The following is a 13,297-nucleotide window of genomic DNA, read 5'->3' as shown; positions in this document are numbered from 1 at the left end:
CACGGGGGTGCACCAACCATGTTCGGTCGCCGAAGAGGGACGGAGGCGGCAGGAAGTGCCGTTCCGCACACATCCGCAACACTGACGCTGCCTCATGCGGCGCGACTGCTCAGCTGCCGTGTCCTCGACACCGTCCACCAGCCAGTCAGGCAGGCCAAGTTCGAGGTCACGGACCCGATCGGCCGGCGCATCGTGAGCGGCGAGACCGACCCGTACGGCGGGTTCACCGCGGCCGTGCCGGAAGGCGAGTACCGGCTCTCCGTCACCGCCGAGGGCTACGCGCCCTTCCACGGGGCGACGCTGGTGGGGGACGCGACGCAGCCCGGCACCGGGGAGATCGTCCTCGACGCCGTGGAACCGCCGCTGCTGCCGGCGCCCGGGCACTGGGAACTCGACCCGACGCATTCGTCCATCGCGTTCACGGCCCAGCACATCGGTTTCGCCCGGATCCGCGGCCGGTTCAACACGTTCGCCGGGGCGGTACGGATAGCCGACCGCATGGAGGACTCCTCCATGCACGTGATCATCGACGCGGCGAGCATCGACACCGGTGTGCGGTTGCGGGACGACCACCTGCGGTCCGGCGACTTCCTGGACGCGGCACGGCATTCGACGGTCGAGTTCTACAGCGAGCGGTTCATCCACCGCAGCGGCAGCCGCTGGACCGTCGCGGGCGCCCTGACCCTGCACGGGGTCAGCCGCTCGGTGACCTTGGACACCGAGTACCTGGGCCTCGGCACCGGGCTGGAGGGCGAACCGCGTGCGGCCTGCCGGGCCACCACCGAGCTGCACCGCGAGGACTTCACCCTCAACTGGCAGTCCGTGCTGGCCCACGGGATAGCGGCGATCGGCTCGAGCGTGGAAGTGGCGCTGGACATCCAGATCGTGCACAAGGCCTAGCCGGACATCGCGGACATCGTGCGTGGGCCCGCGGGGCGTTACGGGGTCTCGAGCCAGCCCTCGTACTCGGCGGCGAGGCCGTCCAGCACCGTGGCGTCGAGCCGTTCCTGCGGGTCCTCGACGACCACCAGCCACTGGGCGTCCTCGGCGTCGTCCTCGCCGGCCAGCGCGTCGCGGAACAGCTGCGGTTCCTCGGGGAGGCCGAAGCGGTCGACGGCCTCCTGGGCCACCTCCTCGGCGGCGTCGCGGTCGGGCAGCACCAGTACATGTCGCACGTTCACGCGGCCATTCTCGGATACGGGGCGAGGGGGCCCGCGGTGCGGGGGGCTGTCAGTGCGGCGTGGGATGCTGGACGCGATGGCCACCAGGAAGAACCCCACCGACGATCCGCTCGCCCCGCTCACCCTCGCGGTGGGGCAGGAGGAGCTGCTGCTCGACCGCGCCGTACGGGAGGTGGTGGCGGCCGCCCGGGCCGCCGACGCCGACACGGACGTGCGGGACCTCGCGCCCGAGCAGCTCCAGCCCGGCACGCTCGCCGAGCTGACCAGCCCGTCGCTCTTCTCCGAGCGCAAGGTGCTGGTCGTACGCAATGCGCAGGACCTGTCCGCGGACTCGGTCAAAGAGGTCAAGGCGTATCTCGCGGCGCCGTTCGAGGAAATCATCCTCGTGCTCCTCCACGCGGGCGGCGTCAAGGGCAAGGGGCTGCTGGACGCGGCCCGCAAGGCCGGGGCCCGGGAGATCGCCTGCCCGAAGATGACGAAGGCGGCGGACCGGCTGGCGTTCGTGCGGGGAGAGTTCCGCACGCTGGGCCGGTCGGCGACCCCGGAGGCGTGCCAGACGCTGGTGGACGCGATCGGGAGCGATCTGCGGGAGCTGGCGAGTGCGGCCGCGCAGCTGTGCGCGGACGTCGAGGGCACGATCGACGAGGCCGTTGTCGGCAGGTACTACACCGGCCGGGCCGAGGCCTCCAGCTTCACGGTCGCCGACCGGGCGGTCGAGGGGCGGGCGGCGGATGCCCTCGAGGCGCTGCGGTGGTCGCTGTCCACGGGGGTGGCGCCGGTGCTGATCACGAGCGCGCTGGCGCAGGCGGTGCGGGCGATCGGCAAGCTCGCCTCCGCGCCGCGGGGGGCGCGGCCGGGGGATCTGGCGCGGGATCTGGGCATGCCGCCGTGGAAGATCGACCGGGTGCGCCAGCAGATGCGGGGCTGGTCTGCGGACGGGGTCTCGGAGGCGCTGCGTGCTGTGGCTGCGGCCGATGCCGGGGTCAAGGGCGGGGGCGATGATCCCGAGTACGCGCTCGAGAAGGCGGTCGTGGCCGTGGCCAGGGCTGCGCGGCCGCAGCGCCGCTAGCCTCCGGCGGGCGGTTCTTTCGGCTTCCGGCCCGGCCGGTCGGGCTTGCCTCGGCGTGTGCCGCCGCCGTGATCCCGACGGGCCGTCGGGGCCCGGAGCCGGAGCCGGGGCGGGTGCCGCTGCGCGGGCGTGCCCCTCCCCGCCCTTCGCCCGTTCCCCGGCGCTCCGCCCCGGCCCCCGCGCGTCCCGCCGCTGTCGGGGGCGCTGCCCCCGGACCCCCGTGCCTCGAACGCCGGCGGGGCTGGGGTGGGGGCTCCGCCCCGGACCCCGTCCCTCGAACGCCGGCGGGGCTGGGGGTGCTGCCCCCGGCCCTCGCGCGTCCCGCCGCTGTCGGGGGCGCTGCCCCCGAGCCCCCGCGCCTCAAACGCCGGCGGGGCTGGGGTGGGGGCTCCGCCCCGGACCCCGCGCGTTCCGCCGCTGTCGGGGGTGCTGCCCCCGGACCCCCGTGCCTCGAACGCCGGCGGGGCTGGATGGGCCAGCGGGCCGGTGGGGAAAGCGAAGGCCCCGGGGCCGCCCTGGGGAAGGGAGGCGCCGGGGCCTTCGGTGTTGCTTGTGCACCGCACCCGCGTGGCGAACGCTTCGTGTGCGGCACGGGGGGCCGGTCAGGAGCGGGAGAGAGGGCCCGCTGGATCCCTTCCGGCGATCACATCAGGGAGCTCAGCCCTGAAGGGAGGCAACCTTGGACGCCAGCGCGGACTTCTTGTTGGCGGCGGCGTTCTTGTGGATGACACCCTTCGAGACAGCCTTGTCGAGCGCGCGCGAGGCGGCGCGAGAAGCCACGGTGGCCTTCTCGACGTCACCCGCGGCCACGGCCTCACGGGCCTTGCGGATCGCGGTCTTGAGCGAAGACTTGACGGCCTTGTTGCGCAGGCGCGCCTTCTCGTTCGTCTTGTTCCGCTTGATCTGGGACTTGATGTTCGCCACGAAAGAGCCTTTTCAGGTTCAGAGTTTGATCTTCGGATTGTGTCCCGACAGCTGAGAGGGCATACGAGACACAGCTGCCCAGGCTACCAGGCACGCTCCGACCGGCCCAAACCGAGCGCATCGCCCCGTCCATGGGACCATGGGAACCTGCGTACAGATCCGACGAGAGCCGGAAACGCTTCCGACTGCGACCCGAGAATCAGGACACTGCGTGCCCGCGATCCCCAGCCACGTGCCCGAGCCGAGCCGTACCGACCCGGCGCTGATCCGCAATTTCTGCATCATCGCGCACATCGACCACGGCAAGTCGACGCTTGCCGACCGGATGCTCCAGCTCACCGGCGTCGTCGACCAGCGGCAGATGCGCGCCCAGTACCTCGACCGCATGGACATCGAGCGTGAGCGCGGTATCACGATCAAGTCCCAGGCCGTCCGGCTGCCGTGGGCGCCGACCGAGGGCGAGGGTCAGGGCAAGACCCACATCCTCAACATGATCGACACCCCCGGGCACGTCGACTTCACCTACGAGGTCTCGCGCTCCCTCGCCGCCTGCGAGGGCACGGTCCTCCTGGTGGACGCCGCCCAGGGCATCGAGGCCCAGACCCTCGCCAACCTGTACCTGGCGATGGAGAACGACCTCGCGATCGTCCCGGTCCTGAACAAGATCGACCTGCCGGCCGCCCAGCCGGAGAAGTTCGCCGAGGAGCTGGCGAACCTGGTCGGCTGCCAGCCCGAGGACGTCCTGCGGGTCTCCGCGAAGACCGGTCTCGGCGTCGACGCCCTGCTCAACAAGGTCGTCGCCACCGTCCCGGCCCCGGTCGGCGTCAAGGACGCCCCCGCCCGAGCGATGATCTTCGACTCGGTCTACGACTCGTACCGCGGCGTCGTGACCTACGTCCGTGTGGTCGACGGTCAGCTCAACAAGCGCGAGCGCATCCGGATGATGTCCACCGGCGCCACCCACGAGCTGCTGGAGATCGGCGTCTCCTCCCCGGAGATGACCCCGGCCGACGGCATCGGCGTCGGCGAGGTGGGCTACATCATCACCGGCGTGAAGGACGTCCGTCAGTCCAAGGTCGGTGACACCATCACCAGCCTGAACAACGGTGCGACCGAGGCCCTCGGCGGCTACAAGGACCCGAAGCCGATGGTCTTCTCGGGCCTGTACCCGCTCGACGGTTCCGACTACCCGGACCTGCGCGAGGCCCTGGACAAGCTCCAGCTCAACGACGCCGCGCTCGTCTACGAGCCGGAGACCTCGGCGGCGCTGGGCTTCGGCTTCCGCGTCGGATTCCTCGGCCTGCTGCACCTGGACGTGGTCCGCGAGCGCCTCGAGCGCGAGTTCGGCCTCGACCTGATCGCCACCGCGCCGAACGTGGTCTACCGGGTGGTGCTGGAGGACGGCAAGGAAGTCACCGTCACCAACCCGAGCGAGTTCCCCGAAGGCAAGATCAAGGACGTCTTCGAGCCGGTCGTGCGGGCCACCGTGCTCGCGCCCACCGAGTTCATCGGCGCGATCATGGAGCTCTGCCAGACCCGCCGCGGCACCCTGCTCGGCATGGACTACCTCTCCGAGGACCGGGTCGAGATCCGCTACACCCTCCCCCTCGCGGAGATCGTCTTCGACTTCTTCGACCAGCTGAAGTCCAAGACGCGCGGTTACGCCTCCCTCGACTACGAGCCCACCGGCGAGCAGGCCTCCAGCCTGGTCAAGGTCGACATCCTGCTGCACGGCGACAAGGTCGACGCCTTCTCCGCCGTCTGCCACAAGGACGCCGCGTACGCCTACGGCGTGCGCCTGGTCGCCAAGCTGCGCGAGCTCATCCCGCGGCAGGCCTTCGAGGTGCCGATCCAGGCGGCCGTCGGCTCGCGCGTCATCGCCCGCGAGACCATCCGCGCCATCCGCAAGGACGTCCTCGCCAAGTGCTACGGCGGTGACATCTCCCGTAAGCGGAAGCTGCTGGAGAAGCAGAAGGAAGGCAAGAAGCGCATGAAGATGGTCGGCTCGGTGGAGGTGCCCCAGGAGGCCTTCATCGCCGTCCTCTCCAGCGACGAGTCCGGCGGCAAGAAGAAGTAGCCCCCGGGCCGTCAACGGCCTCGAACCGCCTTGATCCGTATACGGAACTGGTCCCCGTGCAGTCGCGCGGGGGCCTGTTTCGTTATGAATCGGCGTCTCAAGGGCTCTTACGCGCCAGGCGGAGGGCCCCTAGTCTGATCACTGCCCGTTGGTTACTCGCCAGTTACAAGCCCTGGTTGCAAGCCCTGTTGGAAGCCGTCATTCACCGCCTTGGATGACAGGCCCTGCCGCGTGGTCCGGAGGACGTCCGTGAGCGACACACAGACCTTGATCGAGAACCGCCCGCCCACCGTGGCGGCCCTCTTCCTTGAGCGTGTGGCAGCCACGCCGAACGCCGAGGCCTACCGGTTCCCGGTGCCCGCGGCCGACGGCGCAGGCCCCGACGACTGGAAGTCGCTGAGCTGGGGCCAGGCGGCCGAGCGGGTCTTCGGTATCGCCGCGGGCCTGCTGGACCTCGGCCTGCAGCCCGAGGAGAGGGTCGCGCTCGCCTCCAACACCCGCGTCGAGTGGATCCTCTCCGACCTTGGCGTCATGTGCGCCGGCGGCGCCGTGACCACGATCTACCCGAGCACCAACGCCGAGGAGTCGGCGTTCATCCTCGCCGACTCGGCCAGCCGCGTGCTGATCGCCGAGGACGCGGCCCAGCTGGCCAAGGCCCGCGAGCGCCGCGCCGACCTGCCCGAGCTCGCCCACGTGGTGGTCCTGGAGTCCGCCGACGCGGTACCGGCCGCCGGTGACCCGGAGGGCTGGGTGCTCTCCCTCGCCGACCTGGAAGCGCGCGGCAAGGAGTACCTCGCCAAGCACCCCGAGGCGATCAAGGAGCGGATCGCGGCCATCACCGCCGACCAGCTCGCCACGCTGATCTACACCTCCGGCACCACCGGCCGCCCCAAGGGCGTACGGCTCCCGCACGACAACTGGTCGTACATGGCCAAGGCCACCGTCGCCACCGGCATGATCCACAGCGACGACGTCCAGTACCTGTGGCTGCCGCTCGCGCACGTCTTCGGCAAGGTCCTGACCTCCGGCCAGATCGAGGTCGGCCACGTCACCGCCGTCGACGGCCGGATCGACAAGATCATCGAGAATCTGCCGGTCGTCCAGCCCACCTACATGGCGGCCGTCCCGCGCATCTTCGAGAAGGTCTACAACGGGGTCGCGGCCAAGGCCCGGGCCGGCGGCGGCGCCAAGTACAAGATCTTCCAGTGGTCGGTCGGCGTGGCCCGCGAGTACGCCAAGGTCACCCAGGACAACTACCGGCGCACCGGCAGCGCCACGGCCCCCTTCGGCCTCGCCACCAAGCACAAGATCGCCGACACACTCGTCTACTCCAAGCTCCGCGAGGCCTTCGGCGGCCGGCTGCGCGCCGCCGTCTCCGGCGCCTCCGCCCTGGCCCCCGACATCGGCTACTTCTTCGCCGGCGCCGGCATCCACATCCTCGAGGGCTACGGCCTCACCGAGTCCAGCGCCGCCTCCTTCGTCAACCCCGGCGAGGCCTACCGCACCGGCACCGTCGGCAAGCCGCTCCCCGGCACCGAGGTCCGCATCGCCGACGACGGCGAGATCCTGCTGCGCGGCCCCGGCATCATGCAGGGCTACCACCTGCAGCCGGAGAAGACCACCGAGGTGCTGGAGGAGGACGGCTGGCTGCACACGGGCGACATCGGCGAGCTCTCGCCCGACGGCTACCTGCGCATCACGGACCGCAAGAAGGACCTGATCAAGACCTCGAACGGCAAGTACGTCGCCCCGGCCGAGATCGAGGGCCGGTTCAAGGCGATCTGCCCGTACGTGTCGAGCATCGTCGTGCACGGCGCCGACCGGAACTTCTGCGCCGCCCTGGTCGCGCTCGACGAGCCGTCGATCATGGGCTGGGCCGCCGAGAACGGGCTCGAGGGCAGGACGTACGGCGAGGTCCTGGCCGCGCCGGAGACGAACCGGCTGATCGAGACGTACGTGCAGACCCTCAACGAGGGCCTGCAGCGCTGGCAGACGGTCAAGAAGTTCCGCATCCTGCCCCGCGACCTCGACGTCGAGCACGGCGACCTCACGCCCAGCCTGAAGCTGAAGCGGCCGGCCGTCGAGCGTGAGTTCAAGCACCTGATCGACGAGATGTACGAGGGCTCGCGCGAGGCGTAGCGCGAGGTGTGGCCCCTGCCAGGGCGCCCGCCGCGGTCTCGCACGATGCGAGCCGGGGCGGGCGCGGCGGCGGGTGCGGGACAATGGGTGCATGCCTTCCGCACTGCCCGACGGTGAACCCATGCCCGAAGACGGCTCGCTGCCGTCGCATGCCCTGGCGGGTGCCGGGGACCGGCCGCTCGGGTTCTACCTGCACGTCCCGTACTGCGCCACGCGCTGCGGGTACTGCGACTTCAACACGTACACCGCGACCGAGCTGCGCGGCACCGGCGGCGTGCTCGCCTCCCGGGAGAACTACGCGGACACCCTGATCGACGAGGTCCGCCTCGCCCGCAAGGTGCTCGGCGACGACCCGCGGCCCGTCCGGACGGTGTTCGTGGGCGGCGGTACGCCGACGCTGTTGCCGGCCGCGGACCTCGTACGGATGCTCGCGGCGATCCGCGACGAATTCGGCCTGGCCGAGGACGCCGAGATCACCACGGAGGCCAATCCGGAGTCGGTGGACCCGGAGTACCTGGCGGAGCTGCGGGCCGGCGGCTTCAACCGGATCTCCTTCGGCATGCAGAGCGCGAAGCAGCACGTCCTGAAGGTGCTCGACCGCACGCACACCCCCGGGCGACCGGAGGCGTGCGTCGCGGAGGCGCGGGCGGCGGGCTTCGAGCACGTGAACCTGGACCTGATCTACGGGACCCCGGGTGAGTCGGACGAGGACTGGCGGGCCTCCCTGGCCGCCGCCCTCGGCGCCGGGCCGGACCACATCAGCGCGTACGCGCTGATCGTCGAGGAGGGCACGCAGCTGGCCCGCCGGATCCGGCGGGGCGAGGTCCCGATGACGGACGACGACGTCCACGCCGACCGGTACCTGATCGCGGACTCGGTGATGGCCGGGGCCGGGTACTCCTGGTACGAGGTCTCGAACTGGGCCACCTCGGAGGCGGGCCGCTGCCTGCACAACGAGCTGTACTGGCGCGGCGCCGACTGGTGGGGCGCCGGGCCCGGCGCGCACTCGCACGTGGGCGGGGTCCGCTGGTGGAACGTGAAGCACCCGGGCGCCTACGCAGCGGCGCTGGCCGAGGGCCGCTCCCCGGGCGCGGGCCGGGAGCTCCTCTCCGAGGAGGACCGCCGGGTCGAGCGGATCCTGCTGGAGCTGCGCCTGGTGGACGGCGTCCCGCTGTCCCTGCTGGCCCCGGCAGGCCTCGCGGCCTCCCGCCGGGCCCTGGCCGACGGGCTCCTGGAGGCCGCTCCGTACGAGGCGGGCCGCGCCGTCCTGACCCTGCGCGGGCGGCTGCTGGCCGACGCGGTGGTCCGCGACCTGGTGGACTGACCACTCGGAGTAGTGAATCGATGCGGATACGGGCGGGTGCGGCCTAGCCTGTTCGTAGCCTTCTGTCGCATACCCGGCGACAGAAGTGGAGGGCACGGAGATGACCGCTGTGGACGATCGCCGGATGACCGAGTACTTCGAGAGCCTCGAGGCTCCCGAGGGGGTCAAGGTCGAGCTCCTCAGGGGGGAAATCGTGATGATGGCGGGGCCGGACGTGGTCCACAACCTGATCGTCATGTTCGTCCAGCGGCAGATCCCCATGGGGCGCTGGTATCCGCTCCAGACGCAGGACGTGGACATTCCGGCGGAGTCGTCCGAGCCGCAGCCCGATCTCGTGGTCCTGCCGGTCGAGGCGGTTCCGGAGTCGGGTCGTCTGCTGCCCGCCCGAACCCTGGCGATGGCGGTCGAGGTCGTCTCCAAGACCAGCAAGCTGCGCGACTACGTGACGAAGCGCTCCATCTACGCGGCGGGTGGCATCCCCACGTATCTGATCATCGACCCCTTCCAGGCCAAGTGCGTCGTGCTCACCGAACCTTTCGGTGCTGGAGAAGAGGCCGACTACCGGACCGAGCGGACCAGCAAGTTCGGTGAGCCGGTGCCGCTCGACGCCCTCGGCGTCACGCTCGACACCATGGAGTTCGGCACCCTGCCGTAGCGCGGGTCAGGGCGCCGTGACGAAGTCGATCAGCTCCTCCACACGGCCCAGCAGGACCGGCTCCAGGTCCTTGTAGGACGTCACGCGGGACAGGATGTGCTGCCAGGCGGCCCCGGTGTTCTGCGGCCAGCCCAGCGCCCTGCAGACGCCCGTCTTCCAGTCCTGGCCGCGCGGGACCACCGGCCACGCCGGGATGCCGAGCGCGGACGGCTTCACCGCCTGCCAGACGTCCACGTACGGGTGGCCGACGATCAGGACGTCCGCAGAGGTCACCGACGCCGCGATGCGGGACTCCTTCGAGCCCGGGACCAGGTGGTCCACCAGGATCCCCAGGCGGGCGTCCGGGGCCGGGGCGAAGTCCGCCACGATGGCGGGGAGGTCGTCGATGCCCTCCAGGTACTCCACCACCACGCCCTCGATCCGCAGGTCGTCGCCCCAGACCCGCTCCACCAGCTCGGCGTCGTGCCGGCCCTCCACGTAGATCCGGCCCGCGCGGGCCACCCGCGCCCGGGCGCCCGGGACCGCGATCGAGCCCGAGGCGGTACGGGCGGGCGCCGCCGGGCCCCGGGGCGGCCGGACCAGGGTGACCACCGCACCCTCCAGCAGGAACCCGCTCGGCTCCATCGGGAACACCCGCCGCTTGCCGAACCGGTCCTCCAGGGTCACCGTGCCCGCCTCGCAGGCCACCACCGCGCCGCAGAAGTCCGTACCGGCCACCTCGACCACCAGGTCCGGCTCGGCCGCCACCTCCGGTACGGCCTTGGGGCGCTTCCACTGCGGGGTCAGGTCGGGGGAGTACTCACGCATCCGGCCGACACTAGGAGAGGCGCGCCGATCATGCCTCCGACACGCCGAAACGGGCGGCCAGTGTGGCGCGTTGCGCACGCACGAAGGCCGCGTCGACCACCGCTCCGTGACCCGGCACGTACAGCGCGTCGTCCCCGCCCAGCGACAGCAGCCGGTCCAGCGCCGCCGGCCACTGCGCCGGAACCGCGTCGCTGCCCGCCTGCGGTTCGCCCGACTCCTCGACGAGGTCCCCGCAGAACACCGTCTCGCGCTCGCCCGGCACGAACACGGCCAGGTCGTACCGGGTGTGCCCGGGCCCGACATTGGCCAGCAGCACCTGCACCCCGCCCAGCTCCAGCGTCCATTCGCCCGACACCGAGTGCCGCGGCACCACCAGCAGGTCCGCCGCCTCGGCGGCCTCGGCCTCCGCCAGCCCCTGCCGGACCGCGTCGTCGCGCAGCTCCTCGCGGCCGGCCGAGAGCTCCGCGTCCAGCCCGACCGCCCCGTACACCTCGGCCCCGGCGAACGCGGCCACGCCCAGAACGTGATCGAAATGGCCGTGCGTGAATGCGATATGCGTCACGCGCCGGCCGGTCAGCCGCTCCGCCTCGGCCCGCAGCTGTGCGCCTTCGCGTACGCACGAGCCCGGATCGACCAGGAGCACCGACTCGTCCCCCACCACCAGTCCCACCGTGCAGTCCCACACCGGGAGCCGTCGCCGTCCGCTCCGCCCGGTCAGCCGCTCCCAGCCCGCCTCTTCCCAACGCACGTCCATGCCGCGACGCTACCCTGGCGGGCCTCCCTTGCCAGGGTCTTACTACCCGGCCGTACACTGAGCGGGGGATCTCTGGCACTCGAACGATCAGAGTGCCAATGACGCCAACGACCGAAGACAACGGACCAGAGCTGGAGGTGTGCGCGCGATGCTCAGCGAACGCAGACTCGAAGTGCTGCGCGCCATCGTCCAGGATTACGTCGGGACGGAGGAGCCGGTCGGCTCCAAGGCGCTCACCGAGCGGCACCGGCTCGGCGTCTCGCCCGCCACCGTGCGCAACGACATGGCCGTGCTGGAGGAGGAGGGCTACATCGCGCAGCCCCACACCAGCGCCGGCCGGATCCCCACGGACAAGGGCTACCGGCTCTTCGTCGACAAGCTGGCGGGGGTCAAGCCGCTGTCGACGCCCGAGCGCCGGGCCATCCAGAACTTCCTCGACGGCGCCGTCGACCTCGACGACGTGGTCGGCCGTACGGTGCGGCTGCTCGCGCAGCTCACCCGGCAGGTCGCCGTCGTCCAGTACCCGAGCCTGACCCGGTCCACGGTCCGGCACGTCGAGCTGCTGTCGCTCGCTCCGGCCCGGCTCATGCTCGTGCTGATCACCGATACAGGACGGGTCGAGCAGCGGCTCGTCGACTGCCAGACCCCGTTCGGCGAGACCTCGCTCGCAGATCTGCGGGCACGGCTCAACAGCAGGGTCGTCGGCCGCCGGTTCACCGACGTGCCGCAGCTCGTGCAGGACCTGCCGGAGTCGTTCGACCCGGATGACCGCAGCACGGTGTCGACCGTGCTCGCGACCCTGCTGGAGACGCTGGTCGAGGAGGCCGAGGAGCGGTTGATGATCGGTGGAACCGCCAATCTCACGCGCTTCGGACATGATTTTCCCCTGACGATCAGGCCGGTGCTCGAGGCGCTGGAGGAGCAGGTCGTGCTCCTCAAGCTGCTCGGCGAGGCCAACGAGTCGGGAATGGCCGTACGGATCGGGCATGAGAATGCCTACGAGGGACTGAACTCCACGTCCGTCGTCTCGGTCGGCTACGGTTCGGGCGGCGAAACAGTCGCCAAACTCGGCGTGGTCGGACCGACCCGCATGGACTACCCCGGAACGATGGGAGCGGTACGCGCAGTGGCACGTTACGTCGGACAGATCCTGGCGGAGTCGTAAGTGGCCACGGACTACTACGCCGTTCTCGGCGTGCGCCGCGACGCATCGCAGGACGAGATCAAGAAGGCCTTCCGCCGCCTCGCGCGCGAACTCCACCCGGATGTGAATCCGGACCCGAAGACGCAGGAGCGCTTCAAGGAGATCAACGCGGCGTACGAGGTGCTCTCGGACCCGCAGAAGAAGCAGGTCTACGACCTCGGCGGCGACCCGCTGTCCTCCTCGGGCGGCGGCGGTGGCGCCGGCGGCTTCGGAGCGGGCGGCTTCGGCAACTTCTCCGACATCATGGACGCCTTCTTCGGCCAGGCCTCGCAGCGTGGACCGCGCTCGCGGACCCGCCGCGGCCAGGACGCCATGATCCGCCTCGACCTGGAGCTGGACGAGGCGGCCTTCGGCACGACCAAGGACATCCAGGTCGACACCGCCGTCGTGTGCACCACCTGCTCCGGTGAGGGTGCCGCCCCCGGCACCTCGGCGCAGACGTGTGACATGTGCCGTGGCCGCGGTGAGGTGTCGCAGGTCACCCGGTCCTTCCTGGGCCAGGTCATGACCTCGCGCCCCTGCCCCCAGTGCCAGGGCTTCGGCACCGTGGTCCCCACCCCGTGCCCCGAGTGCGCGGGCGACGGCCGGGTCCGCTCCCGCCGCAGCCTCACGGTCAAGATCCCGGCCGGTGTCGAGAACGGCACCCGGATCCAGCTCGCGGGCGAGGGAGAGGTCGGCCCCGGCGGCGGCCCCGCCGGCGACCTGTACGTGGAGATCCACGAGCTGTCGCACCCGACCTTCCAGCGGCGTGGGGACGACCTGCACTGCACGGTGACCATCCCCATGACGGCCGCGGCCCTCGGCACCAAGTGCCCGCTGGAGACGCTGGACGGCATGGAGGAGATCGACATCCGCCCCGGCACCGGCTCGGGCCAGTCGATCCCGCTGCACGGGCGCGGCGTCACGCACCTGCGCGGCGGCGGCCGCGGCGACCTGATCGTCCACGTCGAGGTCACCACCCCGGGCAAGCTGGACGCCCAGCAGGAGGAGCTGCTGCGCCAGCTCGCCAAGCTGCGCGGCGAGGAGCGGCCCATGGGCCAGTTCGCGCCGGGTCAGCAGGGCCTGTTCAGCCGCCTGAAGGACGCCTTCAACGGCCGCTGACCGGCCTGTCGGCACATGTACGAGCCCGGTCCGGGGATGCCCCGGACCGGGCTCGCCGCATC

General features: G+C 71.2%; 12 protein-coding genes. 8 read left to right on the top strand and 4 right to left on the bottom strand.

The genetic code is table 11. The annotated features are described in order from the left end of the window. Window positions 1-18 precede the first annotated feature (18 nt). On the top strand, window positions 19-900 hold the full coding sequence (locus tag IF09_RS0118900; RefSeq protein ID WP_078613335.1) for a YceI family protein: 882 nt from the start codon (window positions 19-21) through the stop codon (window positions 898-900). A 38-nt stretch (window positions 901-938) separates the two neighbouring features. On the opposite strand, the gene IF09_RS0118895 is transcribed toward IF09_RS0118900, so the two are convergent. Continuing rightward, window positions 939-1,181, bottom strand: a complete 243-nt coding sequence (locus IF09_RS0118895; RefSeq protein WP_037635347.1) for a hypothetical protein — start codon at window positions 1,179-1,181, stop codon at window positions 939-941. Between the two features lie 76 nt (window positions 1,182-1,257). Between IF09_RS0118895 and holA the strand changes: the two genes are divergently transcribed. Next, window positions 1,258-2,250 (top strand): DNA polymerase III subunit delta, encoded by a 993-nt coding sequence (holA, locus tag IF09_RS0118890; RefSeq protein WP_030297185.1) that lies wholly within the window; start codon window positions 1,258-1,260, stop codon window positions 2,248-2,250. 657 nt (window positions 2,251-2,907) lie between these two features. On the opposite strand, the gene rpsT is transcribed toward holA, so the two are convergent. Beyond that, window positions 2,908-3,174 (bottom strand): 30S ribosomal protein S20, encoded by a 267-nt coding sequence (gene rpsT, locus IF09_RS0118885; RefSeq protein ID WP_030297183.1) that lies wholly within the window; start codon window positions 3,172-3,174, stop codon window positions 2,908-2,910. A 211-nt stretch (window positions 3,175-3,385) separates the two neighbouring features. On the opposite strand from rpsT, the gene lepA reads away from it, so the two are divergent. From lepA to IF09_RS0118865, 4 genes are all read left to right on the top strand, one after another. Beyond that, a complete protein-coding gene (gene lepA, locus IF09_RS0118880) occupies window positions 3,386-5,251 on the top strand; it encodes a translation elongation factor 4 (protein ID WP_030297181.1) in 1,866 nt (621 codons plus the stop codon). Window positions 5,252-5,500: 249 nt separating this feature from the next. Continuing rightward, the gene (locus IF09_RS0118875; RefSeq protein ID WP_030297179.1) at window positions 5,501-7,390 is read left to right on the top strand and encodes an AMP-dependent synthetase/ligase; all 1,890 of its coding nucleotides are present in this window, start codon (window positions 5,501-5,503) and stop codon (window positions 7,388-7,390) included. A 91-nt stretch (window positions 7,391-7,481) separates the two neighbouring features. Further along, window positions 7,482-8,714 carry a radical SAM family heme chaperone HemW gene (gene hemW / locus IF09_RS0118870; protein ID WP_030297177.1) on the top strand — a complete coding sequence of 411 codons (1,233 nt, stop codon included), beginning with the start codon at window positions 7,482-7,484 and terminating at the stop codon, window positions 8,712-8,714. A 100-nt stretch (window positions 8,715-8,814) separates the two neighbouring features. Next, window positions 8,815-9,369, top strand: a complete 555-nt coding sequence (locus tag IF09_RS0118865) for a Uma2 family endonuclease (RefSeq protein WP_030297175.1) — start codon at window positions 8,815-8,817, stop codon at window positions 9,367-9,369. A gap of 6 nt (window positions 9,370-9,375) precedes the next feature. Here the strand turns inward: IF09_RS0118865 and IF09_RS0118860 are convergent, their stop codons facing one another. Together IF09_RS0118860 and IF09_RS0118855 are read right to left on the bottom strand one after the other, a co-directional pair. Beyond that, on the bottom strand, window positions 9,376-10,176 hold the full coding sequence (locus IF09_RS0118860) for a DUF3097 domain-containing protein (protein WP_030297174.1): 801 nt from the start codon (window positions 10,174-10,176) through the stop codon (window positions 9,376-9,378). 28 nt (window positions 10,177-10,204) lie between these two features. Next, on the bottom strand, window positions 10,205-10,930 hold the full coding sequence (locus tag IF09_RS0118855; RefSeq protein WP_030297172.1) for an MBL fold metallo-hydrolase: 726 nt from the start codon (window positions 10,928-10,930) through the stop codon (window positions 10,205-10,207). 148 nt (window positions 10,931-11,078) lie between these two features. On the opposite strand from IF09_RS0118855, the gene hrcA reads away from it, so the two are divergent. Both hrcA and dnaJ read left to right on the top strand, forming a co-directional pair. Continuing rightward, window positions 11,079-12,095: a heat-inducible transcriptional repressor HrcA gene (gene hrcA, locus IF09_RS0118850; protein ID WP_030297170.1), complete on the top strand. Its 1,017-nt coding sequence runs from the start codon at window positions 11,079-11,081 to the stop codon at window positions 12,093-12,095. Further along, a complete protein-coding gene (gene dnaJ / locus IF09_RS0118845; RefSeq protein WP_030297168.1) occupies window positions 12,096-13,235 on the top strand; it encodes a molecular chaperone DnaJ in 1,140 nt (379 codons plus the stop codon). Window positions 13,236-13,297: the final 62 nt, after the last annotated feature.

This window comes from Streptomyces katrae (assembly GCF_000717655.1).
GTDB classification, from domain to species: Bacteria; Actinomycetota; Actinomycetes; order Streptomycetales; family Streptomycetaceae; genus Streptomyces; species Streptomyces katrae_B.
The sequence above is the reverse complement of the archived record's forward strand: the minus strand, read 5'-3'. Positions and strand labels throughout refer to the sequence as shown.

What these genes read in the sequence shown, in the direction of transcription:
- IF09_RS0118900 (WP_078613335.1), top strand. Translation starts at nt 19, where the DNA reads ATGTTCGGTCGCCGAAGAGGGACGGAGGCGGCAGGAAGTGCCGTTCCG.
- holA (WP_030297185.1), top strand. Translation starts at nt 1,258, where the DNA reads ATGGCCACCAGGAAGAACCCCACCGACGATCCGCTCGCCCCGCTCACC.
- hemW (WP_030297177.1), top strand. Translation starts at nt 7,482, where the DNA reads ATGCCTTCCGCACTGCCCGACGGTGAACCCATGCCCGAAGACGGCTCG.
- IF09_RS0118865 (WP_030297175.1), top strand. Translation starts at nt 8,815, where the DNA reads ATGACCGCTGTGGACGATCGCCGGATGACCGAGTACTTCGAGAGCCTC.
- IF09_RS0118860 (WP_030297174.1), bottom strand. Translation starts at nt 10,176, where the DNA reads ATGCGTGAGTACTCCCCCGACCTGACCCCGCAGTGGAAGCGCCCCAAG.
- IF09_RS0118855 (WP_030297172.1), bottom strand. Translation starts at nt 10,930, where the DNA reads ATGGACGTGCGTTGGGAAGAGGCGGGCTGGGAGCGGCTGACCGGGCGG.
- hrcA (WP_030297170.1), top strand. Translation starts at nt 11,079, where the DNA reads ATGCTCAGCGAACGCAGACTCGAAGTGCTGCGCGCCATCGTCCAGGAT.